Origin of the sequence: Shewanella dokdonensis (assembly GCF_018394335.1) — a bacterium.
In the GTDB taxonomy this organism is placed as follows: domain Bacteria; phylum Pseudomonadota; class Gammaproteobacteria; order Enterobacterales; family Shewanellaceae; genus Shewanella; species Shewanella dokdonensis.
In genome coordinates this window covers 1,100,415-1,126,116 of record NZ_CP074572.1, presented here as the reverse complement: position 1 = coordinate 1,126,116, position 25,702 = coordinate 1,100,415, and the positions used below count along the sequence as shown (strand labels likewise).

Genomic DNA, 25,702 nt, shown 5'->3' with positions numbered 1-25,702 from the left:
TGCGACTTCATGATGACGCATAGATGAATTTTTCATGACAAAACAGGCCATTTTTCCAATGGAACATGACGGAAATCATACAGAAATTGAACTTAAACTGTTCATCCAACCACAGCATTTACAACCTCTAATTACCTTTCTTAATCAACTTCCTAGCAGCGACAACCAAGGTTGCCGCCAGTTGACTAACCGCTATTTTGATACGCCGGGGTTGGCACTGCGGCAGTTAGATATGGGGCTGCGGGTGCGTGGCTGTGATGGCAAATACGAACAGACCATCAAGACTGCCGGAAAAGTGGTTGGCGGCCTACATACCCGACCAGAATATAATATCGATATTAATGGCACCACGCCGGAGCTGGCGTTGTTTCCAGCAGAGATTTGGCCGCAGACGCAGGATATCTCTGCGTTGCAACAGCAATTGCACTGCTTGTTCAGTACGGATTTTCAGCGTTGTCGCTGGCTGATACAGGAAGCCGGTAGTCTCATTGAGGTGGCCTTAGATCAAGGGGTTATCGCCGCAGGCGAAAACCGAGAACCTTTGTGTGAATTGGAATTTGAACTGATTTCTGGTTCGGCGGTTGATCTGTTGCCTTTGGCACAGAAGGTAGCGCAACAGATCCCGGTGCGCTTGGGAAAAGCCAGTAAAGCACAACGTGGCTACCGCTTGGCACATAAGCGCGCTCCGTCGACACTCGATACACTGCAGTATATTGAGCTGCCCGCGGGGCGAGAACTTAAGGCTAGCCTGAGCGCTATGCTGGAAACGGCGCTGGAGCGGTGGCAGTTGCTGGAAGATATGCTGCAGCAACATGTACTTGATAGTGGTCAACAAGTGGCATTGTGGCAGCGTTTACGCGCTTGTATCCAGTTGTTGCATCTGTTACTGACACAATTTGCATTACATGACGAGGTCACTCGCAAGGGATTTGCCTGGTTAGCGCAGCAGCTAGCCTTTATCAATCAAGGCCGCTATCTGGCGTGCCTGTGCGCAGAATCGGCACCACTGGGTACATTGCCACATGCGGCAGAGATTAACGCCTCGGCACAGGTGGCGCTACAGCAATTGGATGTTGTCGGACAGCTACAAGTATTGTGGCAAGATTGTCGTTATGGCGAGCTGCAATTGGCGCTGGTACGCCTGTTATTGGGCTTGCAGCGCAATGAAGTTTCACTGGCTGGCACAGATGATTTAGCAGCGGTCGCGTACCAACTGCAGGAAAACGCCTGGCAACAGGTACAGTGCCGCATAGCGGGTAATGGCGCGGCGATAGCTGATTATCGCGCGTTAGCGGATGGGCTTGAGGACACGCTTTTACTTGGATTGGCATTCGGTCGTTTGTACCCCGATGCGGCGCGTGAGCAATATCTTGCGTTATGCACGCAACTTAGCGATGGCATAGTGCTGTTCAATGCTTATGCTAGTGCAGCACAATTGGTACCAGTGGCTGCCGCTGTGTTAGCGGATGAACAGCAAAGTTTGGCTGCCATGATTGCCCATTTGCAACTGACGGTCTTGCAGCAAGTGCCTTATTGGCATGGCGATGTGATGTAGTGCAGCGCTAAGTCATCGCCTTATTTTTGCGTTGGCTGTTGCAGCAGTTGTTGTTTGAGATCAGTGATCTCCTGCAACATCTGCTGCTGGTTCTGCTCCATCCGCTGTAGTACATCATCTAGCTGATGCTTGAGTTCTTGCCGTTGGTTTTCGAGGTTTTCCTGTTCGTCTGGTGCCACGAAGAGTGATGCCATATAACCAGAGATCACCCCGAAAAAACTCACCCCACAGAGAATTACCAGCCCCCGATCAGATGACCGACAGTCGTGACCGGATAAAAATCACCATAACCCACGGTAGAAATTGTCACTAGCGACCACCAGATGGCATCTTCTGCGGTTTTGATATTGGCGCTAGGTTCACCATTTTCCACGAGTAGCACCAATACCGAAGAAAACGCTACGATGGTAACCATCGCCAGTAACAGACTGGCCAGCGTGGTCTGGCGCCGCTGTTTTAACAGCGAGCCTAAAATTGAGCGGCTCATCCGCAGCAGCCGAATTACCCGTAAAATCTGGAATAATCGAGCAAAGCGTAAGGGTTCTATCGCGGGAATACTGGCGACAAAATCAATCCAGTGTTCTTTGAGAAACAATGGCTTGTTATCAGATCTTAGTAGACCAATGAAAAAATTAATCAGGAAGATGCAACAGATACTGGTGTCAAGCAAGAACAGTAGCTTACGGGTTTCCTTATCCATGGGCAGCAGCACCATGCACAGGATCAATACCACTGAAAACAGTGATAACAGCATCATCACCAGTTCAAACGGTGACAGCTGTATGTTGTTAGCCCAGCGTCCTTTCAATTTCATGGCAATCCCAGGGGAAATCTGTGCGGTAACAACAGGGTAGAAAAGTTACCGTGCCCTGTAAATGTATGAATTAAGACTTATCATCGACAAAGTTAACCAGATCTTCCAGCACTCGCCGTTTGATTTCTAGCTGGGATTCTGGCGGTAAACCGTACTTTTCTGCCAGTTGTACGTAATCTTCGGCGCTCAACGAAACGGTCAGACGTGGCCGTTTCGGCCTTTTAGCAACGCTGAGTCCGAGGATCATGCGGATTTGATCAGATGGGCTGACGCCCGTATCCAGTGCGGCTTTACGGATGGAGTACTGAAAGCGCTCATCCAGGTCAAACGCTACCTGTGTTGCTTTGGCAGCTTTTTGGTTTTGCAGCCATTTTTCTGGAAACGGGTGGTCTTTACTCATCTGGCACTACTCTCCTGGCCAATACTCTCGAATATCGGATAATGGGCGATAAAGGGTCAGCAACACATCGGTATCTCCATCTTGGTAGACTTCGATATCGATAGCTCGGCTTTCATCACCATCCAATAACTCGTAGGCTTCAAATGCGTCACCTGGGTTATTTTCCATAAATTGCGACGGTTTACCATGACGATAATCCTGTCGATGAAAATATCCAAATTGTGCAAAGGCAACCTGATGGTATTCATCTGCCAACCACTGAGCATACTGCTCGGTGGTCTCCGTGAGCGGTAAAGCGTGGAGTGTTGCTTTACCGGGTTCTTCAAAGATTTCGGCAAAAGCGTCCAGATCAAATAGGGCTTCTACTTGCGAACGAGGCAGTTTGATGGAAAATGCCAGCCAGGTTTCGTCATCCTGTTCCAGCCCCATATAAATGGCGTCACCCGAGTTGCCTTTCAGCACAAACTCGGGTTCTTGGCTATGTTCATATTCGTAGGTATTGACGGCTTCCACTCTGAATTGTTGCCCCCGCAACTGCGGGGGCAGGGCAAAACTATCATCCAGCGTGACCATATCACCTACGCGCAGCTCCATCGGCTGCGTGAGCTGACGTGTCACCGGTGCTTCTTTGCCGAACCACTTACCAATAAAGCTCATAAGTTATGAACCTTTTTTGGCTTTCAGGCGTTCCAGCACATCGTTAGCAGAGGTTTTCTGCTCACCGATACCGGCTTCTGCCAGCTTGGCTTTTAGCGATTTGTCGCTGTTTTCAGTTTCCAGCTCTTCTGCCGCTTTGATGCGATCATCAAACTGCTGCTGCCGCGCTTTAATGCGTTCCAGTGAATCTTTGGCATTGAGCAGTTTTGAGTTGCTGGAAGCAAAGGAGTCGGTGATAGACGCGGTTGCTTTCTGCACGCTTTCGGTGGTTTTCACCATAGACAACTGCCGCTGATAATCCGCCAACTGCCGTTCGGTTTTTTCACCAGATCTTTCAAACGCGCGGCATGGTCACTGAAGCTGGTATTGGCAGTCTGTTGTTCTTCTAACTGCTGTTCCAGTTCGGCAATCTTCTGTGCGACTTCTAATGCCAGCGCTTCATTGTTCTTTTCCAGCGCTTGTGTGGCATAACCTTCATGCTCGGCAATGGTGCGTTTCAAGCGTTCAATCTCGCGTGCTGCCTGCATCTCTTTGGCCATCACGTCAGTCAGTTCGCGCTTGGCTTTGGTCAGATGTTTTTCTGCGTCACGGATCTCTTGTTCAAAGATACGGGTGGCATTGGCATCTACGATGTTTTGGCCGATTTCGGTGGCACCGCCACGGAAGGCTGTCAGAATTTTATTCAAAATACCCATGAGTAGGCTCCTTATTTCAAATAGTCGGCCATTTCGTCGATCACTTCCAGACAGTTGTCTGACAGAACCGACAGCTCTTGCTCGATTTCCAGCATGCTGGCATCCAGCGACAGAGCACCAAATAATACGTATTTGTCATCAATCTTGGCGAAGGATGACAGTGGCATTGGAATGTTCAGTCCCAACATGGTTTCGAACATTTCAGTGCGTTTTTCCTGTACGACTTCTTCCTCACCCCAGAGGTAGCTGATGCACAGGATTTGATTCTCGGTTGCGGACACGAAAATCGGGATCTCTTCACGGCCTACCACGTTGACTTGCAAAACTTCCACATCCCCATCAATGGGATAACAATCAAACCGTTGCCCGGTTGAGCTGTTGTCGCCAAGTCCATTCAGGTGGTTGGCAATGGTGTGAATATTCATTATTGTCCTCGCTGACATATTATGTCCGTGATTAAAGATAACACTGAGACATATTATGTCAAGCATTATCTTGCGTTAAAAAGTCGCGACGCCCTGACTGTCGCTCCAGGCTTGCAGATGGTAATGATACAACTGCAATGAGCCTATGGTATTCGCCTTAACTTGGTCATTTTTACTGTAAAAATTTTTCGGAAATTCAAATGCCGCCCGAATCAGCCCCGGGGTTAACCAGCTGTCATCTATCGGCAGTGTTTGTAAAGTTTGTAGGCGACTGCGCGCATCTTTGCCACTGAGAGTGCCTATGGTCCAGCCCCACTCGCCAAAACTGGGCACATTGTGATGATACTGATCGACTTTGAAGTACCGCTAGCGCCAGGGTTTTACCAATAGAAATAAACGCTTTAGTGGCGTGATAAGGCGAAGTGGACTGAATTCCTATCGCCCCATCGGCACTGAGCAATTGTGCTAGCTTGCGATAAAACAGGTCGGAATACAGTTTGTTGAGATCCGGATGGGACGGGTCTGGCAGATCCACAATAATGGCATCGTATTTACGCCCTTGTTGCAACAGGGTATCAACGCCATTAAAGGCATCATTAAACAGCACCTGTACCCGCGGATCATTAAAGGCATTACCGTTTAAGGCCAATAACGCATGAGCCAGCCGTTTTGGCATCTCAGCTGGTGGCTGCTTAAACAGAGTGACCACTTCTTTATCGAGATCCAGCAGTGTCACTTGTTGTGGCTGCCATTTATAGATTTGTCGCAGCGCTAAGCCGTCACCGCCGCCAATCACTAGCACTTTGTCATGGCGGGCACTGGCCGCCAGTACCGGGTGTACTAAATAAGCATGGTAAATATGTTCGTCAATAGAGGAAAACTGTAGACGGCCGTTGATGTACATGGAATATACCGGCGGCAGATGGTTGCCCATTAACCGCTCAGTAAATGTCAGTTGTTGGAAGCGCGTGGCCCTGCTGTAGATAACATTATCTTTATACAGCAGGTTGTTAAACGATTGCTCCCAGATGGGGCCTTTAATTGCCAGCAGTAACAATAACCCCGTTGCCAGCAGGTGCCCGGCTAACAGCCAGTTGGCATGCAGGATCCGCTCACGGAAACGCAGAATAAACAGTAAGCCTGCCAGCAGGTTAAAGCCTGCGTGAGTGCCGCCGCTAACTGGGTATCGAGCGCCAGCATAAAGGCGACCCAAATGGCGGCGCCAATGCCAGCACCTATGTAATCGGCACCGTAAATAGTGCCAGCATTATGTAGTAGATGTTCATCGCTTAACGCCTGGCGTACTCGGGCGATCAGCGGGATTTCCATCCCGATCATCAAGCCCAGTAGCACACCCCACAGGTAAGGCAAATAGACTGAGATGGATTGAAACTTTCCGATAAATCCGCCGTTGGGGAGTTGGTCTGGCGGTAATTCCATGGTCTGGGCGATGAGTTTTGGCAGTTCGTGACCAAAACCGATGACAGCCGCGGTGATGAGTATGGCTAATGAGCCCAACAATGCCACACTCAGTTCCAGTCTGGCAAAGCCATCAAATGCTGATTTGATTTTACGGGCAGCAAAAGCACCAAATCCCATTGAGACGATCATCAGACCGATCATGGTGTAAATAGCCGCTTCCAGCGCGCCGAGAATACGCCCGGCGTAATGGGACAGCAGATATTCATAAATGAGACCACAGGCGGCGAGAATGCCCATAATCCCCAGTAGCAGTATATCGTCGAGCCGGGTCAGGCCGTTACGAGTGACTGTGGTGGTATCCGTTGTCACAATTTATGCCATCAATCCAGTTAGGATCAGCGCAACGGCAATACTGATGGCCATTTCCACCGATGCTAGGCCGATATTCAGTTGCTGCTCTACCTCTTCTGACAGATTGATTTTCGCCAGCACTAACCATTTCACCACTTTGGTCAACAGTGTCAGTACCAGCAGCATGATGATCGAAAACAGCAACCATCCCAACAGGTTACCTATATAGGCGGTCGGTGCATATTCCATAAAGTGGCTGGCAGCATTGAAACTCAGGCCCATGGCGATCATGGTACCAGCGTGGCGCAATGCTAAGGCGGTATTGCCCGCCACTAATGCCTGCTGTAACGACGCCCCTGATTACGGCGTGAATAGGCAATTTCCAGGCCGCGAGTCAGTAGAACCAGCATCAGTTGTGATACCACAAAAGCGCTGAAGATGGCGATGAAGGTGTTGAGCGTTAGGTCTTCTGCCCATAACAATACCGCGCGGATCACCAGCGCTGTTGCCATGGCAGCGGCGGCATCCACAATGGCGACTGAGATATTGCCTTGCAGCACTAGCGCATCTTTGTCGAACTGATTGAGGGCAATTTTGTCATGCAGAAAGCGTCCGAGTTTGATCAGCACTAATCCGCAGATGCCGTAGGCGCTCATACCAATGGCTTCTTGCAGGTAGCTGTGTGCGGCGGCACCGGTAATGGCACCGGTAAGGACAATACCTAGCGCTGCCACGGCTCCCGCCGTGCTGATCCCAAAGGCGAAATTATCACGCACGGCAAGTTCTTCGTTACTGTTGACCTTTACGCTCCAACCCTGCATGTAACGCATCAGTGCCAGCAGGATCACCGCAATCCCAAGGTCGATGGCAAGGATACCTGCCAGCTGTGATGTGATACCGAATTCCTGAAAGAGTGTCATCTTGATTCCTTTACTGTTGCTGTTTACTTACCGCGACTGATCCCACGGCTGGTGCGGAAACTTGAATTACGGAAACTGCTGTCTTTGGCATAATTAGAGCGGAACTTGCTACCACTCCCAATGCTACTGCTACTTTTGGGCGTACTGATGCTTTGCCGTGACAGTGCAGTTGAGCCGGTGCGCGATTTAGCGTAAGGGCTGTCGAAACGTTTTCCTTGTGAATCAAAGCGTTTTTTCGTGCGTTGATACAGCTGATCCTGACTCGTGGATTGTTTGGGTGAGGTGTAGCGGTAGCGGCCAACGTCATTGTAGTAACTGTAATCCCGCGTGCGGGACCAGTTATCGTAGTAGATAGGACGATTGAATAGATTGGAGAACATGGCATACATGCCATACCATTCCCAAAATGACGTGCCATTGGCACCGCTGGTCCAGTGACCATATGTTGGATTGCCCACCAATTGACTGCCTGGGCCGAAGTTTTCTGCATTGTTAGCCACGGTAGAGGTTTCTTTGCTGACGGCATTGACCCGTGCCAGCTTACCGTTAGACATATCGGCAACCACATTTACCTGATCGGACAGCATGTCGTTGTACTGGCTGGGATCGGTTGCCTGAAAGATATTCTTCAGCTCCTGCAACTGCTCATCCAACCCCGGAAAGTTACTGGCACTGCCAGCATCCGACAGTCGCTGTTTCAGAGAACTGAACATTGGGCCTTTGCTGCCACCGTCTTTGGCCATTTCGGTCATCAATGGTTGCAGATCGGGCCGCTCAGATGCGAGTATCCGAGTATATTGGGTTAACAGCATGGCGTTGCGTATCTGCCCATCGTCCAGTTGCTGTGATAATTTCTGTAGTCTTTGGCTGTCGAGTTGTTGCAACTGGGTTATCTGTTCTGGGCGGTCATCACCACAGGCGGTGAGAGACAACAACATGAGCACTGTAACAATACGGGTAAGTATCCCTGCCATGTTTTCTCCATCATTAGCTGTTCGGCCGGCGTTCTCGCGGAATTTGCCGGGAGCATAGGCCGAACCGTCAAGTTGGTGTAATCTGTTACGCAGGGTAATTTTATATGTTAACAATACCTTGCTGCAAAAATTACGGTTCGCTTGCGTGGGGCAAGCCACAATAGGTTATCTATAACACCTTTGACATAATATGTCGAACGAATTTCATATATTGGGAGCAATATGGGGACAACCACAGGCGATCTAAAGCCTTTTCATCCACTTCTCGAACAGGTTGCTGATAAACAACTGCAACAGTTGCAAAGCTGCTGGCCAGACTTAGAGACAGGGTTGACCCCGGAACAACGGCATGAATTACAGCGAGTATTGGGGCTGAGCGATTTTGTGGCAGAGCAACTATGCCGTCATCCAGAGTGGCTGACAGAGTTTTTTGCTGAAGACTTTGCCAAACCGGAGCGGCAGTTCTTTGGCGAGCAACTGCAGCAGTTGCTGCAAGGTGTTGCGGATGAAGAACAGGCAAAACAAGTCTTACGGCTTTACCGAAATAAACAGATGACCCGTCTGGCTTGGCGTGACTTTATGGGGCGCGCTTCGCTGGAGTCATCACTGCTGGATCTGTCGGTGCTGGCGGAAGCATTAATCATCGCCGCGCGTGACTGGCTATATGCTGAAATGTGTCGTGCTCATGGAACGCCTGCTGATAAGCAGGGTAATCCCCAACCGCTGATGATCCTTGGCATGGGAAAACTCGGTGGCCGCGAGCTGAATTTTTCCTCCGACATTGATTTGATTTTTACCTTCCCAGAACACGGCGAAACGCAAGGCGGCAGACGGACGCTGGATAATCAGCAGTTTTTTATCCGTATGGGACAACGGCTGGTGAATCTGCTCGGCCAAGTCACTACCGATGGTTTTGTGTTTCGGGTAGATATGCGTTTGCGACCTTATGGCGACAGCGGGCCATTAGTGGTCAGTTACAGTGCCTTGGAAGACTACTACCAAGAACAGGGGCGCGAGTGGGAACGCTATGCCATGGTGAAGGCGCGGGCGCTGGGGCCTTGGAATCGATTTTCTGACCAACTGCATGATCTGTTGCGTCCTTTTGTTTACCGACGTTACATCGATTTCTCGGCGATAGATTCACTGCGGCGGATGAAAGCGCTGATTGCCCAGGAAGTCAGACGTCGCCAGCTTACCGACAATATTAAGCTCGGGGCGGGAGGTATCCGCGAAGTCGAATTCGTGGTGCAGAGTTTTCAGTTGATCCGCGGCGGCCGAGAACCGGATCTGCGGGTACAGAATCTGTTTACCGCCATCAACACCCTCTACGATTTAGGGCAGATGGATTACCTCACCGTTGAGGAACTGCGACAGAATTATCGACTGCTGCGGCGCGTGGAAAATCTGTTACAGGCGATTGCCGATAAGCAGACACAGACATTGCCTGACAACCCACTGGATTGGCAGCGCTTGTGCTTTGCGTTAGACATAGCAGATGAAGCGCAACTGCGTGAGGCGATCAGTGCGGCAATGCGCAGCGTTCATCGGCATTTCCGGGCTGCCGTTGGCGGTGAAGAAAGCAGTGATGCCATCAATGATTGCTGGACCGTGCAGCTATGGAGTTGCCAGACGCCCGAGTTGGCTCAGACAATGCTGGCTGAACATGGTATTGAAGATGCGGATTTTGCGCCGCTGTTACGTCGTTGGTGTGAAAATATCAGTCATCGCACTATTGGCCCTAGAGGCCGAGAAACGCTTGATAAACTGATGCCAAAATTGCTGGAAGAGATTGGATTACAGCCCGTGCCTTCACAGGCATTGACTCCAGTCTTAGGGGTGCTGGAGCAGATTCTTACCCGCACCACTTACTTGGAATTATTGTACGAAAATCCCGGCGCACGGCAGCAGTTGATCAGTCTGTGCCTCGCCAGTCCGTGGATTGCCACTGAACTGGCACGTTTCCCGGTGCTGTTGGATGAACTTATCGATCCAGCACAGCTTTATAACACTACGTCACTGGATGATTACGCCAGCGAACTGCGCCAGTACCTGTTACGTATTCCCGAAGATGATATGGAGCAGCAGATGGAGGCCTTGCGACAGTTCAAACTGTCACAGCAGCTGAAGATTGCCGCGGCGGATGTTACCGGGGTACTACCGATAATGGAAGTCAGCGATCATCTGACTTTCCTGGCTGAAGCGATTATTGAACAAGTGGTACAGCAGGCTTGGCGCCAAGTAACGGCACGCCACGGCGCGCCCAAAGGGCTAGCGAGCGGGCAGACTGCCTTTGCGGTCGTCGGTTACGGTAAACTTGGCGGGATTGAACTAGGGTATGGTTCTGATCTGGATTTAGTTTTCTTGCATAACGGCCAGAGTGGCACTGTCACCGATGGTGAACGGCCGTTGGATGTTGGGCATTTCTACGTGAAATTGGCTCAAAGGATCCAGCACCTGTTTACTACCCGTACCATCTCCGGCACCTTGTATGATGTGGACTTGCGTTTACGGCCTTCCGGCGCCTCTGGACTGCTGGTTAGCAGTATTGAGGCATTTTCTGATTATCAGTTCAATGAAGCCTGGACCTGGGAACATCAGGCCTTGGTACGGGCGCGCTTTATCTATGGTGATAATAGTCTGGCACAGCGTTTTGTGGAGATCCGCAATCAGGTATTGCAGCAATCCAGGGCCCGTGCGCCATTAGTACAGGATGTGCGAGAAATGCGGCAGAAGATGCGCGAGCATCTGCTAAAAGCGCCCGCCGGAATGTTTGACCTGAAACAGAGTGTTGGCGGGATTACCGACATTGAGTTTATCGCGCAGTTTTTAGTGTTGGCGCATGCGCATGAATATCCAGAATTGTGCATGTGGTCAGACAATGTACGCATATTTGAAGTCCTGGCAGATTTGCAACTGTTGCCGACAATGACGGCACAACTGCTGACCCAAGTGTATTGTCAGTTACGTGATGATAACCACAGGTTGACCTTGGCGGGTAAAGCGGGGCAGCTACCGATAGCTGAGGTAGCACAACAGGCGCAGCAAGTCAGTGAGATTTATGAGCAGGTATTGCAGTTACCAACAGCGGACGATGCTACTGACCCCGCTGTTATCCAATAATGCACGTAATGGTCAAGGAAGCGCATGAATAGCCGTTCCCCCTATGAAACATTCCGCTGGCACTCAGAAATTTTTGATTGCTACAGCAATGATATCGAGCAATTTGAACATCAGTTGCAGCAGGAAACGAGTCGGCTCGGGTTAAAACCTAGAGTGCTTGGGCATATTGATGGCTGGCCGCTGCAACTGTGGCAGTCACCCTCCGCTAGAGCGGGGTTGCCATCGGTGCTGATCAGCAGTGGTTTTCATGGCGAAGAAGCCGCTGGCCCTTGGGGAATGTTGCATTTTTTGGCCGAATTGCCTGAAGCGTTATTTGCTAAAGTGAATCTGACCTTATTGCCGCTGGCTAATCCTACCGGTTTCAGTAAAGGGCATCGATTTAATCGCTTTGGTGAAAATCCCAATCGTGGTTATTTGTCTGTAGGCGATAACGCCTCAGCATCAGTCGAAGGCAAGTTACTGTTGGCCCATGCGCAGCTCCTGCAAGCGGCCAGCCGCGATGGCATTTTGACCTGTCATGAAGACGTGTTATCGCAGCAAACCTATCTGTATGCTTTTGAACCAAGGCAGCAGCCAGGCGCTTTTAGTCAGGAATTATTGGCCGCATTGGCCCACTATTTCCCCATCACAGATGCGGTGGCTATTGATGACTGTCCGGTACAAGACGGCATTATTTTCAACCACTTCGACAGTTCGTTTGAAGCCTGGTTGGTACGCAGTGGTGCTAAGAATGGTGCTTGTAGCGAAACCCCAGCTAAAGCCAATTTTGATCGGCGTATTCTTGCTAATAGTGCGGTGATGCAGCAGTTTATCAGTGCCTTAAGCGCATAAAAACGCCCGCATGTTGCGGGCGTTGAAGGAATTGTTGGCACTCAAGGGTTAATACGGATCGGGTTGCCGCTACGATCATCCAGTACCCGTTTCAAAACCTGTGAGTCAGTATCATGCTGGGCAATAAAACGGCTGATTTTAGGCGTCAGCTGCAATACAGTCGGCTCTGCCGAATTGAACTCGGCCTCAGTACGCGACAGCGGATTATGCACTTCTAACCAACGACTGCCATCTGGTTCCAGCGAGGTTTTAATGGGTTGGTTAACAAACTGCACCCGCGTACCCACTGGCACCGACTTAAATAGATGCTCGATATCTTCATTACGCAGACGCACGCAACCGTGGCTGACACGTAAGCCAATACCGAAACTGGCATTGGTGCCATGAATGGCATACAAACGGCCAACATAGAGCGCATATAACCCCATAGGATTATCCGGGCCAGCAGGCCAAACGGCGGGCAAGGTTTCCCCTTTGGCGGCATATTCTTTACGCATGGCTGCTGTTGGTGTCCAGGTCGGGCCGGCTTTCTTGCGTTGTACTTTAGTGACCCAGTTCTCGGGGGTATCTTTACCTAACTGACCAATGCCAATGGGTAATATTTCTACGCTATTACGCTCTTTGTGGTAGTAGTACAGGCGCATTTCTGCCACGTTGATAACGATGCCTTCCATCGGTGCATCTGGCAGGATCAGTTTGTGTGGGATTAACAGCGTACTGTGGGGTTGTGGTAAAAACGGGTCCACCCCAGGATTGGCTTCCAGCATGTTGGTGAGCCCTAGCTGGAAATCGGCAGCAATCCCCTCAAGGGTCATTTTTTTATCGGGGACAACATAATATTCATTGTGACCAATAAGACGGCTGCCATTCGCGGGCAGTTTATATTCAATGGCTACGGCATTGACACAAAATATCATCAGGCCCAGTGACAGGGCAGTACAAAACAAATTACGCATAGGACTTTTGGTTTCCACCTGCTGAATATGACTGCGGCTTTTTACAACCCGGAATTGGCATCCTTCCCTATTTGTCGTGGATTTTCAACCGGGAGAGGCATTTTAGTGAAATTCCAGTAGAAACCATAGAGGTTGTTGCAGATATTCTTTGTGGTGCCGTTGGCGCTTCGCTAAGGTGATGTTAGAGCACGCTAGAATGTCATTAATGGAAGCTAATGCCAGTATTTGCTAAAAAACGGTGAAAAATTACAATTTATTCAGCTATAAAGACAACAATCAACGATAAATAATGAAAAATCTTCAGAAAAATCTATTTTAATAACTGAAAGTTATGATTACTTCATGGTATAGTCTTCAACGTCATATGTAATGCAGCTTAACGTCATCAGGAGTGACTCTTAAGAGACTAAAATCAGCCAGAATGTACGGATAAAGGGGTAGTTTTGGACGCAAACACGATCAATAGTATTTTTCTCATCGGTGCTTTACTCACCGCGATCAGTGTCTTGGTCAGTCCGGTATCTTCGCGTCTGGGGATCCCTATTCTGGTGGTGTTTCTGGCAGTGGGCATTTTGGCTGGGGAAGATGGTCCTGGCGGCATAGTGTTTGATGATTACTCCACGGCTTACATGATCAGTAACCTAGCGTTAGCCGTTATTTTGTTAGATGGCGGTATGCGTACCCGCGTGGCCAGTTTCCGTGTGGCTTTGTGGCCAGCATTGTCACTGGCAACGATAGGGGTTGTCATCACTACCGGGCTGACGGGCATGTTGGCGGCGTGGCTGTTTCAGTTGCAACCATTGCAGGGGCTATTAGTTGGGGCCATTGTTGGCTCTACCGATGCGGCCGCCGTTTTCAGCCTGCTAAAAGGGCGCAGTATTAACGAACGTGTTGGGGCAACGCTCGAAATAGAGTCAGGTAGTAATGACCCCATGGCGGTGTTTCTGACTGTTACTCTTATCGCCATTCTTGCTAGCGTGAACAAAGCTGGGATCTCTGCGGGATTCTTGGCGCTGAGTTTTATCAAACAGTTTGGTTTTGGTGCGTTATTTGGATTCGGTGGCGGTTGGCTGATCTGGCGCACCGTAAATCGTACTCAACTGGCAGACGGTTTATATTCCATTCTAGTGCTGAGCGGCGGGCTCATTGTATACGCCATTTCAAATGCGCTTGGTGGTAGCGGTATCTTATCGATTTATCTGGTTGGATTATTTCTTGGTAATCGAGCAACTCGTGGGAAACATTCGATTCTCAACGTATTAGATGGCATGACTTGGTTGGCGCAGATTGGCATGTTCTTGGTGCTAGGGCTGTTGCTGACACCTTCACAACTGACAGATATCTGGTTGCCGGGACTGTTACTGGCTTTTGGCATGATTTTCATCGCCCGTCCCGTGGCGGTGTGGATCAGCCTGTGGCCGTTTCGCAGTTTCCAACCTCGGGAATTACATTTTATCTCCTGGGTCGGCTTACGGGGGCGGTGCCGATTATTCTGGCAGTATTCCCGATGATGGCGGGGCTGCCTAATGCGCAACTGTATTTTAATCTGGCATTTTTTGTGGTGTTGGTGTCTTTGTTACTGCAAGGCAGCACGCTGACATCTGCTGCTCGACTGGCCAAGATTGAATTACCGTCGAAGCCCGAACCTATATCCCGTTCAGGCATTGAAATATACCCAACTAGCGAATGGGAAATTTTTGTTTATCGGCTCAGTGCTAGTAAATGGTGTATTGGCGAGCCATTGCGACACTTGACCATGCCCAATGGCACCCGTATTGCGGCAGTTTTTCGGCAAAATGAACTGATGCATCCATCCGGCAGCACCCGCTTGGAAGCCGATGATATTCTGTGTGTACTGGCACAGGAGAAGGATCTTGGCCCATTAAGCCAACTGTTCAGTGAAGCTCCGCAGAAGAAAGATCTACCGCGTTTTTTTGGTGACTTTTTCATCGCTATGGAGGTGCAACTGGCGGATATGGCGCCTATTTATGGTTTCACGCTGGATGAAGCCCATATCGGCATGAGCGTGAACGATTTGGTGCGTGAGCAGTTGAGTAGTACGCCGGTGATTGGCGACCAATTCACTTGGCAGGGGATTGGCTGGATTGTGGCCGATGTGCAAGACGGGCAGGTGATGCGTATTGGTATCCGTTTGCCCACGCAAGAGCTTTAAGCGCAACGGCCCCTGGGTGTCGTTGCACGTGATTAATCTTGTGAATACAGCGATGGATCTGCCGGGTCTGGCCGAGTTTTGAAACGCCGGTGCAGCCACATGTACTGTGGAATATTACGGCCGATCAATTCTTCTATAATATGGTTGCCCCGAATTGCATCCTCTAGCTCATTTTCACCCGGGAAGTTTTCCAACGGCGCTTTAATTTCAATGGTATAGCCTGCATCGTCGGCGTTTCGCTCAACAAAGAAAGGCAACACTCTGGCTTTGCCCAGCTTGGCGAGTGTGGTGCCCCCGTAATTGTGGCGGCTTCTTTGACGGCAAAAAACGGAATAAATACCGCACTGGAGCGGCCAAAATCCTGATCGGCGGTGTACCAGATAACATCAGGATTACGCAAACAACGCACCATCTGGCGCAAATCGCGTTTAGGGATCAGTGCTTTATTCGAACGTAAGCGCCCGTGTACCTGTAAATACTCCATCAAGGGATTATTGTGTGGTCGGTACACGCCAACACCTGGGTTAAACTGGCCAAAGATACGCGCCCCCATTTCCAGCGGCAGACAATGCACGGCAAACAGGATCACACCCTGACCGGCATCCAGAGTCTGTTGCACATATTCTTGCCCTTTAATCTGCATATGCCGCTGGATGCGGGCGTCACTCCACCACCACGCATTAATCGTGTCAAAGATGGCTTTGCCAGTCTCTTCAAAATTACGCTGTAGTAACTGCTGCTGTTGTGCTGGGGATTTTTCCGGAAAACATAGCGCTAGGTTGCGTCTGGCGGTTGTCACCCGGCTACCCGCGAGTTTCATCGACAGTCGGCCAATCAGAGCGCCAAGCCGCATTTGCCAGCGCATGGGCAACATGCTGGTCAGTTTCGCCATGCCAATCCCGAACCAAAGTAACCAATATCTGGGATGCAATAAAGAAGCTGAAAACTGCGCTTTTTCTACCACGAGAACCCCAAGTCTTAGAAAAAATTAGTCGGTATTCTAACGCAATTTCTGCGGAAAATTAGGTACAATCGGCTTTATTTTGCCAAGACTTGGATAAGTTGCCGATGAAAGTGACACTGCCTCCTTTTGAGAAAGCGCGGGTGCTGGTTGTGGGCGATGTGATGTTGGATCGCTATTGGACTGGGCCAACTGGCCGCATCTCGCCGGAAGCTCCGGTGCCAGTAGTGAAGATTAATCAGTTGGAAGATCGACCCGGTGGTGCCGCTAACGTGGCGCTGAATATTGCCGCACTGGGTGGACAAGTTACCTTGTGTGGCATTGTTGGCACCGATGATGCCGCGACGGCGCTATCACACGGACTTAGAGCCCAGGGCGTGACCCCACAATGGTTGCAAGTAACCGATAAACCGACAATCACTAAACTGCGGGTGCTCAGCCGCAATCAGCAACTGATCCGGCTGGATTTTGAAGAGACTTTCAGCGCTCAGCAAAGTCAGCAATTATTGGCTGAAGCCACCGCGCAGTTGGATAACTGTGATGTGGTGATTCTGTCAGATTACGCCAAAGGTGCTATTGGTAATCCGCAACCGTTTATCCAGTTGGCGCGTGCCAAAGGGGTGAAAGTACTGGTCGATCCCAAAGGCAGTGATTTTTCCCGTTACCAGGGTGCCACATTAATCACCCCCAATATGAGTGAGTTTGAAGCTGTTGTTGGCCCCGTTGCTTCCGAGGCGGAACTTGTGAGCAAAGCTCGCCAACTGATAGCGACCCATCAATTGGATGCGATGTTGGTGACGCGCTCAGAACAGGGAATGACGCTTATCAGCAGTAACGGTGATGAGTTGCATATTCCGACTGTTGCTCGCGAAGTTTACGATGTTACCGGTGCTGGCGACACTGTTATTTCCGCCTTAGCCAGTGCTTTGGCGGCGGGGAGCGAGATGCCACAGGCTTGTGCCATTGCCAATACTGCTGCGGGGGTGGTGGTGGGTAAACTGGGCACTTCGACCGTCAGTCGCATTGAGCTTATTGAAGCGCTATCGCTACATCACGGCGAATCCGGCTTTGGTGTCGTCACGGAAGAACAACTCGCTTACGCGCTAGAACAAGCACGGTTGCGAGGTGAGCGAGTCGTGATGACAAATGGCTGTTTTGATATTTTGCATGCCGGACATGTCTCTTACCTGAAAGAAGCACGAGCCTTAGGTGACCGGCTGATTGTTGCGGTAAATGATGATGATTCCGTGCGCCGTCTCAAAGGTGAAGGCCGCCCGGTTAATAATATTAATCGCCGTATGGCCGTACTAGCAGGGCTGGCTGCCGTGGATTGGGTGGTGCCGTTCAGCGAAGATACGCCGCAACGGATTATCGCGCGCTTATTGCCTGACTTGTTAGTGAAGGGCGGTGACTATCGGGTTGATGAAATCGCCGGAGGCCAAGAAGTGATTGCCGCTGGCGGGAGTGTCAAAGTGCTGGGATTTGAAGACGGGATCTCTACCACTGCGATTATCCAGCGGATCATGGATAAACCATGATACTAGCCGGCTTGCTGACCGCCACACTGTTTTGGGCCGATGTTGGCCCCAAACAGGCATTGGTGTGTCCGCCAGCCGCGATAACTCAATGTCTGGCTGCTCTACCACCTAAAGTTCGTCAGCAATTGCCGATTGATAAAACACGTTACAGCGATGCTTTAGCCCTGCGGGCGGCAATGGCTATTCCTGTGGATGATCCCTCGGTTGCGGGGATTGTGCTGTGGGCACCGGAACAACTGGCTTCCAGTCAAAGTGCACTCTGGAATGGTCAAGTTTACCAATTGTCACTGCAACAGCAGCCATTGCTGACCTTGTGGCATGAATTAGGACATCTGGAGATAAAACGGTTACAAGGCCAGCTATTGCCAAAGCGTTTAACGGCGCTGGAATATGAGTGGTTAGCCGACTGTTATATGCTGTGGCGCAGTGTCCGTAGTAGCGGCAAGCTAACGTTGGCGTGGCAGCAGTATGACCGTCGCAATCTCGGGGTCATTTCAGACATTGATAACCTGTCACACTGGAGTTCGTTATATCTGCTCCCGGTATTGACACGTTATAACGCCTCACAAATTGCCGCGTTTCCGTCCTTTTCCGACTTTGTCGGAGATTTTTTCCGCAGATCCCGCGTTACGATAACGACACTATTGCGGAGTTTTCTAGCCTGTTGCAGCGGGTGTTTGGTGTTGGCAGCGTGCAGCCGTTACCCGATTATATGTTTTGGCGTCGTCCTGCTCTTGGCGCCATCTTGAAACCTACCTTGGTGCGTTTGATGGGCGCTGTTAATGCTGAGCATTGGTTACAGCAGCAACGTATGTTGCCACCAAATTCATCGACGGTTCAGGTAACTGAATCTGCCCTGAACAGATCTTAAAAACCCTGTCATCAAGCGGTCTTGGTGCAAGCCATGGGCAACTTCCTTTGGTAAGCTTCTGAAGGTTCACAGCAGACTTACATCAGAGGACAACGCACATGGCGAAGCGATCCAAGGCACAGACCGAACTTACCATTCAGCAGATCATGGATGAAGCATTCCGTCAGATTCTGACTATCGGCTTTGAAACCATGTCCTATTCCACCCTCGCCGATGCGTTGGGCATTAGCCGTACCGGCGTGAGCCACCATTTCCCCCGCAAGTTAGATTTTCTGCTGCGACTCAATGAGCGGATTGGTGAGCATTTCATTTCGGCGCTGGATTTCTCTAGTAATGAAGCATTGCAATATTCTTGGGAGCAGGCGATGACGCGGCCGGAACAGCAAGCCGTATTGCGGCTGTTTTTTAGTATTTGTGGCCGTATTGAAGATGAGATGCCAGAATTTATCGCCGTTGAGCAAGCATTGCAGCAGGCTGAGGCTGCGCTTGGTCTGGCGGGACGAGAACTGGTTCAGGAGTTGTTAGGGGCAAGTGCCTTGCAACTGTCTTCGGGAAATTCACTGGCAAAAGCGGCCTGAATATCGGCGTTTCGCTAAACTTGCCCACATTAGTGCAAATTTAGAAACGGTTGTCAGCATCTATCTGCCAGCCGTTTTTTAATCATTGCATCCCTAACAGAACCTGTGATAGTGTCAAGACATGTGAAAAACTGAGACATGGATCACATATGAGGCGGATACAGCAAGCGATCACCTTGTGGCTGGCCAGCGTAATGCTGACTCTGTCGCTAGCGGTTATTTCTGCGCCTCAAACGGCTATGGAGCGGCCGTTATTGCTGGCAGATCAGCAAACAATGTTGCAGGCGGTGTTACCGGATAACCCGCTACCGGCGTTGTTGCCGGAAAGCAGCTTTGAACCCATAGAGCCAGTTATTCCGCGCCACCGCACTAAATTAGCTTCCCCTCGCGTCAGTGCCAGCTTATTACCGCAATCTGAATATCAACATACACTGCTTAAGGATTCTATTTTCCCGCAGGCGCTTACCCGTGCGCCACCTGCTTTTGCCTGAATTTCATTAACGCATTTTTAATTTTGAATTTGAGCAGAGGTGTATCATGAAAACACTGCAAACTTATACTCTTAACACGCTGGAAATTAATGATAATAGCTTGGCTTTGCGTGAAGATTCCGCTGCGTCTGCGGCCTTGATGAATTTCAGCCATTCCACCCGGATGACCCTGCATGCTGATCTGCCAGTACCGGATGCTTACAAAATCATGGAAGCTGAAAACTGTCAGATAAATTATGTCGTTAACGATCATCATGAATTATTGGGGATTGTCAGTCGTAACTGGCTCTCCAGCGATAATTTAATGAAATATACCGACAAGAGCCATGGGCCTTCCTTCTGGAGTGTGTTTGACTTGATGTTGCCCATCGCTGAACTGCCCGCCGTGAGTGAAGCGCAGTTGCAAGATTTCTCGGTGATTGATGTGCTGGAGACGTTTCGCAGTATCCAGCGTGATTTCCTACTGGTGCTGGATGCTAATGGCCAGATGCGGGGATTACTCAGTGCTGAAGATATTATCGCTCGTTTACAACATACGCCGACATTTCGTGATAAAGGTGGTGAAGTGTTAGCAATCTTACGCCAGTTACGTGAGAGTCACGGGCTGGAACCGTTGCAAGTTGTTAATAGTTAATCGTTAGCCATAATAAAAAACCGGTGCTTGCACCGGTTTTTTGTCAATTACGCGCTATTTACAGAGCGTTCAGAATCGCCGTAACAGATTCTTTGGCATCGCCGAACAGCATCTGGGTGTTGTCTTTGAAAAACAGCGGGTTCTGTACCCCAGCGTATCCGGTATTCATCGAGCGTTTAAAGGCAATAACATTTTGCGCTTTCCACACTTCCAGTACTGGCATTCCAGCAATCGGACTGCTTGGATCTTCTGCGGCGGCTGGGTTAACTGTGTCGTTGGCACCGATCACCAATACGGTATCTGTGTCTTCGAAATCATCGTTAATTTCATCCATTTCCAGCACGATATCATAGGGCACTTTAGCTTCCGCCAGCAGTACGTTCATATGGCCAGGCAGACGACCGGCAACCGGGTGAATACCAAAGCGAACTTTGACGCCCATTGCGCGCAGTTTCTGGGTGATTTCGGCCACTGGATATTGTGCTTGTGCCACCGCCATCCCATACCCGGGAGTGATGATAACTGAGCTGGAGTTTTTCAGCAGCTCGGCCACTTCTTCGGCGGTAGTTTCACGATATTCACCTAGTTCTTCGTCGCCGCTGCTGGTGGCACCATCAGTACCAAAACCGCCAGCGATTACCGAGATAAAGGAACGGTTCATGGCCTTACACATGATGTAAGACAGAATTGCCCCTGATGAACCTACCAATGCGCCGGTCACGATCAACAGATCGTTCGACAGCATGAAGCCTGCCGCAGCGGCGGCCCAGCCAGAGTAGGAGTTCAGCATTGAGACAACCACTGGCATATCGGCACCACCGATAGAGGCCACCAGATGCCAGCCGAAAGCTAAGGCAATTAGCGTCATCAACAAGACGGCAAAGGTGCTCCCACCAACATTTACAAAATACAGCAGCAGTGCAAAAGACACGACCACTGCTAGCAGATTCAGCTTGTGGCGTTGTGGCAGCATCAAGGGTTTGGAGGAGATAATGCCGCGCAGTTTGCCGAATGCCACGATAGAACCGGTGAAAGTTACCGCCCCGATAAAGATACCGAGGAAGATTTCAACCAAGTGGATATTGAGCATTGCCCCTGTTAGCTGGGCATGCTGTGCCGCTTTGGCCGCTTCTTTAAAGGCTTCGGTTGCTGCCGCTAACGTTGCTTGCAGATCCGAACCCGCAGTGACAACCACACTGGTGGTTGTGCTCGGATGCAGGTCGATAAAGCTGTTGAACCCGACCAGCACCGCCGCTAGCCCCACAAAAGAGTGCAGGATAGCCACCAATTCAGGCATTTGGGTCATTTCTACCTTAAGTGCCAGTCGCACGCCAATTGCGCCGCCGATCACCATCGCCAGAATGATCCACTGTACCCCAGTGGTTTCAGGGTTAAGGATTGTGGCAATCAAGGCGATCGCCATACCGCTGACCCCCAGAATATTGCCCTGTTTAGCGGTTTCCTGTTTGGAAAGTCCGGCCAAACTCAAAATAAAACACAGCGCTGCAATGATATAGGCCGCTGTTACCAGTCCTTGAGACACGATATCTTCCCCTTAACCTTTACGGAACATCTTCAGCATGCGCTGGGTGACCGTAAAGCCACCAAAGATGTTAATACTGGCGATCAGCACCGCAAAAAAGGCTAAGCCAGTGACTAGCGCTGAACCTTGACCAATTTGCAGCAATGCCCCTACCACGATAATGCCTGAGATAGCATTGGTGACCGACATCAGTGGTGTATGCAGTGAGTGGGTTACGTTCCACACCACGTAGTAACCAACGATGCAGGACAGCAGGAACACAGTGAAGTGCGATAAAAACTCTGGCGGAGCGACTGACGCTACCGCACCAAAGGCGATGGCACCCACGGCACCCAAGATATATTTCAGTTTTGATGGCGCTTTAGGCTCGGCAGCTTCTTTGGCAACCGCTTTCGCAGGTTGTTTTTGTGGTGCCGCAGAGACTGAAATTTTTGGCGGTGGGAAGGTGACTTCCCCAGCCTTGACCACTGTCATGTTACGCATCACGGTATCGTCAAAATCGATAACCGCATTGCCATCTTTTTCTTTGCACATCAGCTTCATCAGGTTCACCAAGTTGGTGCCATAAAGCTGTGAAGACTGCGCCGGTAAGCGGCCAGGAAGATCGGTATAACCGATAACTTTTACCCCATTAGCGGTGACGAACAATTCCCCAGGTTGAGTGTATTCACAGTTACCACCTGTGGCTGCGGCCATATCGACAATGATAGAACCCGGTTTCATGGTGTCGACCATGTCCTTGGTGATCAGTCGAGGCGCCGGGCGGCCAGGGATCAGCGCTGTGGTAATGATGATATCGACTTCTTTGGCTTGCTTGGCAAACAGTTCCATTTCAGCCTTAATGAACTCTTCGCTCATCACTTTGGCATAACCGTCAGAAGAGGCGCCATCTTCACCGCCGAAATCCAGTTTGAGGAATTCACCGCCCATCGACTCAATCTGTTCTGCCACTTCCAAACGGGTATCAAAAGCTCGGACGATTGCGCCTAACGAACCGGCTGCGCCGATGGCGGCCAGACCCGCAACCCCGGCACCGATAACCAGCACTTTTGCTGGCGGCACTTTGCCCGCAGCGGTGATTTGACCGGTAAAGAAACGGCCAAATTCATGGGCGGCTTCGACCACCGCCCGGTAACCACCGATATTGGCCATGGAAGACAGGGCATCCATGGATTGGGCCCGAGAAATACGTGGAACCATATCCATCGCCATCACATTGATGTTGCGTTTGGACAGTTTTTCCACCAATTCAGGGTTCTGTGCTGGCCAGATGAAGCTGACCAGTGTAGCCCCATCTTTCATTTTGGCGATTTCTTCATCTGTCGGTGCATTGACCTTGAAGATAAAATCCGCTTGCCACACGTCTGTTGCAACAGCAGCACCCGCAGCTTCAAAGGCTGCATCGGCAAAGCTGGACAGCGCCCCCGCGTCCGCTTCAACGATGACTTCGAAGCCGAGTTTTTTCAATTGCTCTACGGTGGCCGGGGTCGCGGCGACCCGGGTTTCACCGGGGAGAATTTCTCTCGGTATTCCAATTTGCATGACTGATTCCTGATGATTGGTAAATAAACACCTGCCCGCGGAGCTCCATTAGCAGCAGATAAAAATCTGTGTGTTCGGTGCCGACAATGCGCATACCAGCAAAAGGTAATGCAATGCCCGAAGCGCCTGAATACTAGACTACTCCATTTTTTGAGAACCGACAGTCTTCCTTTTGTTGCACAAATAGTGCTAGGGCATTGTCGCAACTCTTTGCCTGGAAACAAGCGCAGATTGCTCTGGCTAACACTTTCTGGGCTGACTGGCGCAAATAATTTGCACTAGAGCACATTTTTGTAACTTAACTGCGGTAAATCTCATATTCAAAAAAATATAAAAAATTAAATATTATTCTTTTTTGACTTTCTCCGTGACAGATAAGCTTGCCACTATCTGTTTGTCTTAAGGTTTGGCTGCATGTCTTTAAAAGAACTCTCACCACTGGCATCACCCTTGTCGGTTGCTCAGGTCGCTCAACTACAGCAATTTGCCAGCGAGTTAACACCGTTACAGCAGGCGTGGGTCAGTGGTTATCTCGCTGCCAGCGCTGGCGCTGCTTCACCTATATCTGCATCTGCGCAAACGCAGCCTGGTAATACCTTAACCATTCTGTACGGCAGTCAGACAGGCAATGGCCGCGGGATTGCCAGCCAATTGGCAGCGCAGGCGAGCGCGCAAGGTTATGCGGTAAACCTCAGTGCTATGGGAGACTATAACGCGCGTTCCCTCAAGCAAGAGCAGTTATTGGTGGTGATTGTCAGCACTCAAGGTGAAGGTGAGGCTCCTGACGATGCCATTGAATTACACAAGTTTTTGGCATCAAAGCGAGCACCAAAACTCGAACAGCTGCATTACGCCGTGCTGGCACTTGGCGATTCGTCCTATGAATTTTTCTGCCAGACAGGTAAAGATTTTGATGAACGTCTAGCGGCTTTGGGGGCTCAGTCGTTATTAGCGCGCGTTGATTGCGATGTGGATTATCAACAAGCCGCTGAACAATGGCAGCAGCAGTTGCTTGATGCGGTGCAGCCTCACTTACAATCATCAGCGCAAGTGGTGGCCATTGATAGTGCCAAACAGGCAAGTGCCGTCACCGTCTTTAGCAAACAGCAACCATACGAAGCGGAGATCCTGCTCAGCCAAAAAATCACTGGGCGTGACTCGATAAAAGATACCAGACACATCGAAATCGATTTGGGCGAATCGGGCATTCAGTATCAACCTGGCGATGCCCTTGGGGTGTATTTCAGCAACTATGCGGCATTAGTTGAGGAACTGCTCTCAAGCCTCCAGCTTGATGGGGAAACCACAGTTGTCATCCAGCAGCAAGAATATAACCTGCGTCAGGCACTGACCGAGGTGAAAGAGCTGACACAGTTGTATCCAGGACTGGTGCAATTCTGGGCCGAACACAGCGCAAGCGAAGAATTGCAAGCTATTGCTGCTGATCGCGAGCAAACCCGGGGATTTATCAAAAAGCATCAGTTAGCTGATCTGCAACGCTTGTATCCCATCACTCAGGTTGACGCTCAGCATCTTATCGATGTGCTGCGGCCGATCACCCCGCGCCTGTATTCCATCGCTTCCAGCCAGAGTGAAGTCGACACTGAAGTGCATCTGACCGTCGGGTTAGTTGCAGAGCTACGGGATGGCATTCCGCGTTATGGCGCCGCTTCTGGTTTTCTGGCACGCGCCCAAGAAGGGCAGAAACTGCGGGTCTATGTGGAAGCTAACAAACACTTCCGTTTGCCGGCAGCACCTGAGACACCTGTGATCATGATTGGCCCCGGTACTGGTGTGGCGCCGTTCCGCGCCTTTATGCAGGAACGGGCAGCCCAAGGGATAACCGCCGACAGCTGGCTATTCTTTGGCAATCCTCACTTTGAGCAGGATTTCCTCTATCAGACCGAGTGGCAACAGTACCTCAAGAATGGCCAGCTAAGCCGACTTTCTTTGGCTTTTTCCCGCGACCAGCAACAGAAAATTTATGTGCAACAACGGATCCGTGAACAAGGTGAAGCAGTGTGGCAGTGGCTGCAACGCGGGGCTCACCTGTATCTGTGTGGTGATGCCGAGCGCATGGCAAAGGATGTGCAGCAGGCATTATTGGATGTGGTGGTGACACACGGCGGTTTGGCCGTCGAAGCAGCCACAGAATATCTGGAAAATCTGCGGTTGCAGGGGCGTTTCCAAAAAGACGTTTACTGAGTGCTATGGTCAGCGCTGTGCTATTGGGCCGGCTGACATCAAAGAG

At 50.4% G+C, this 25,702-nt stretch carries 16 protein-coding genes and 6 pseudogenes; 10 read left to right on the top strand and 12 right to left on the bottom strand.

All coding sequences use genetic code 11. The features are described from left to right. Window positions 1-34: 34 nt before the first annotated feature. Complete coding sequence (locus KHX94_RS05390; RefSeq protein WP_213682661.1) at window positions 35-1,555, top strand: CYTH domain-containing protein; 1,521 nt, start codon at window positions 35-37, stop codon at window positions 1,553-1,555. Window positions 1,556-1,575: 20 nt separating this feature from the next. On the opposite strand, the pseudogene KHX94_RS05385 reads toward KHX94_RS05390, so the two are convergent. The 8 genes and pseudogenes from KHX94_RS05385 to KHX94_RS05350 all read right to left on the bottom strand — a co-directional run bounded on the left by KHX94_RS05385 (window position 1,576) and on the right by KHX94_RS05350 (window position 8,213). Beyond that, a pseudogene (locus KHX94_RS05385) lies at window positions 1,576-2,369 on the bottom strand (ion transporter). 70 nt (window positions 2,370-2,439) lie between these two features. Continuing rightward, on the bottom strand, window positions 2,440-2,769 hold the full coding sequence (locus KHX94_RS05380) for a hypothetical protein (RefSeq protein WP_213682660.1): 330 nt from the start codon (window positions 2,767-2,769) through the stop codon (window positions 2,440-2,442). A 6-nt stretch (window positions 2,770-2,775) separates the two neighbouring features. Then, window positions 2,776-3,426 carry a hypothetical protein gene (locus tag KHX94_RS05375; protein ID WP_213682659.1) on the bottom strand — a complete coding sequence of 217 codons (651 nt, stop codon included), beginning with the start codon at window positions 3,424-3,426 and terminating at the stop codon, window positions 2,776-2,778. A 3-nt stretch (window positions 3,427-3,429) separates the two neighbouring features. Continuing rightward, window positions 3,430-4,121 (bottom strand): annotated as a pseudogene (locus KHX94_RS05370) (PspA/IM30 family protein). Between the two features lie 11 nt (window positions 4,122-4,132). Then, the gene (locus KHX94_RS05365) at window positions 4,133-4,546 is read right to left on the bottom strand and encodes a YjfI family protein (protein WP_213682658.1); all 414 of its coding nucleotides are present in this window, start codon (window positions 4,544-4,546) and stop codon (window positions 4,133-4,135) included. A gap of 75 nt (window positions 4,547-4,621) precedes the next feature. Then, window positions 4,622-6,340, bottom strand: a pseudogene (locus KHX94_RS05360) (polyamine aminopropyltransferase). Continuing rightward, a pseudogene (locus tag KHX94_RS05355) lies at window positions 6,341-7,239 on the bottom strand (DUF350 domain-containing protein). Between the two features lie 23 nt (window positions 7,240-7,262). Further along, window positions 7,263-8,213 (bottom strand): hypothetical protein, encoded by a 951-nt coding sequence (locus KHX94_RS05350; RefSeq protein ID WP_213682657.1) that lies wholly within the window; start codon window positions 8,211-8,213, stop codon window positions 7,263-7,265. 222 nt (window positions 8,214-8,435) lie between these two features. Here KHX94_RS05350 and glnE point away from each other — a divergent pair, with 222 nt between their 5' ends. Further along, entirely contained in the window at window positions 8,436-11,333 is a 2,898-nt protein-coding gene (glnE, locus tag KHX94_RS05345; RefSeq protein WP_213682656.1) for a bifunctional [glutamate--ammonia ligase]-adenylyl-L-tyrosine phosphorylase/[glutamate--ammonia-ligase] adenylyltransferase, read from the top strand. 24 nt (window positions 11,334-11,357) lie between these two features. Further along, the gene (locus KHX94_RS05340; protein WP_213682655.1) at window positions 11,358-12,164 is read left to right on the top strand and encodes an N-acetyl-ornithine deacetylase; all 807 of its coding nucleotides are present in this window, start codon (window positions 11,358-11,360) and stop codon (window positions 12,162-12,164) included. A 41-nt stretch (window positions 12,165-12,205) separates the two neighbouring features. On the opposite strand, the gene KHX94_RS05335 is transcribed toward KHX94_RS05340, so the two are convergent. Then, window positions 12,206-13,120 (bottom strand): L,D-transpeptidase family protein, encoded by a 915-nt coding sequence (locus KHX94_RS05335; RefSeq protein WP_213682654.1) that lies wholly within the window; start codon window positions 13,118-13,120, stop codon window positions 12,206-12,208. 443 nt (window positions 13,121-13,563) lie between these two features. Here KHX94_RS05335 and KHX94_RS05330 point away from each other — a divergent pair. After that, window positions 13,564-15,293: pseudogene (locus KHX94_RS05330) on the top strand (potassium/proton antiporter). A 32-nt stretch (window positions 15,294-15,325) separates the two neighbouring features. Here the strand turns inward: KHX94_RS05330 and KHX94_RS05325 are convergent. Continuing rightward, window positions 15,326-16,257, bottom strand: a pseudogene (locus KHX94_RS05325) (LpxL/LpxP family Kdo(2)-lipid IV(A) lauroyl/palmitoleoyl acyltransferase). A 104-nt stretch (window positions 16,258-16,361) separates the two neighbouring features. Here KHX94_RS05325 and hldE point away from each other — a divergent pair. The 5 genes from hldE to KHX94_RS05300 all read left to right on the top strand — a co-directional run bounded on the left by hldE (window position 16,362) and on the right by KHX94_RS05300 (window position 20,366). Continuing rightward, window positions 16,362-17,792 carry a bifunctional D-glycero-beta-D-manno-heptose-7-phosphate kinase/D-glycero-beta-D-manno-heptose 1-phosphate adenylyltransferase HldE gene (gene hldE, locus KHX94_RS05320; RefSeq protein ID WP_213682653.1) on the top strand — a complete coding sequence of 477 codons (1,431 nt, stop codon included), beginning with the start codon at window positions 16,362-16,364 and terminating at the stop codon, window positions 17,790-17,792. Beyond that, window positions 17,789-18,541: a hypothetical protein gene (locus tag KHX94_RS05315; protein ID WP_213682652.1), complete on the top strand. Its 753-nt coding sequence runs from the start codon at window positions 17,789-17,791 to the stop codon at window positions 18,539-18,541. Before hldE ends, KHX94_RS05315 begins: the two co-directional genes overlap by 4 nt. Before the next feature lie 220 nt (window positions 18,542-18,761). Continuing rightward, the gene (locus KHX94_RS05310) at window positions 18,762-19,241 is read left to right on the top strand and encodes a TetR family transcriptional regulator (protein WP_213682651.1); all 480 of its coding nucleotides are present in this window, start codon (window positions 18,762-18,764) and stop codon (window positions 19,239-19,241) included. A gap of 149 nt (window positions 19,242-19,390) precedes the next feature. Further along, window positions 19,391-19,732: a hypothetical protein gene (locus KHX94_RS05305; RefSeq protein WP_213682650.1), complete on the top strand. Its 342-nt coding sequence runs from the start codon at window positions 19,391-19,393 to the stop codon at window positions 19,730-19,732. 46 nt (window positions 19,733-19,778) lie between these two features. Continuing rightward, window positions 19,779-20,366: a CBS domain-containing protein gene (locus tag KHX94_RS05300; protein WP_213682649.1), complete on the top strand. Its 588-nt coding sequence runs from the start codon at window positions 19,779-19,781 to the stop codon at window positions 20,364-20,366. A gap of 58 nt (window positions 20,367-20,424) precedes the next feature. Here the strand turns inward: KHX94_RS05300 and pntB are convergent, their stop codons facing one another. Further along, on the bottom strand, window positions 20,425-21,909 hold the full coding sequence (pntB, locus tag KHX94_RS05295) for a Re/Si-specific NAD(P)(+) transhydrogenase subunit beta (protein WP_213682648.1): 1,485 nt from the start codon (window positions 21,907-21,909) through the stop codon (window positions 20,425-20,427). Window positions 21,910-21,921: 12 nt separating this feature from the next. Continuing rightward, window positions 21,922-23,451, bottom strand: coding sequence for a Re/Si-specific NAD(P)(+) transhydrogenase subunit alpha (locus KHX94_RS05290; RefSeq protein ID WP_213682647.1), 1,530 nt, complete (start codon window positions 23,449-23,451; stop codon window positions 21,922-21,924). 414 nt (window positions 23,452-23,865) lie between these two features. Here KHX94_RS05290 and KHX94_RS05285 point away from each other — a divergent pair, with 414 nt between their 5' ends. After that, entirely contained in the window at window positions 23,866-25,656 is a 1,791-nt protein-coding gene (locus tag KHX94_RS05285) for an assimilatory sulfite reductase (NADPH) flavoprotein subunit (RefSeq protein ID WP_213682646.1), read from the top strand. Window positions 25,657-25,702 lie beyond the last annotated feature (46 nt).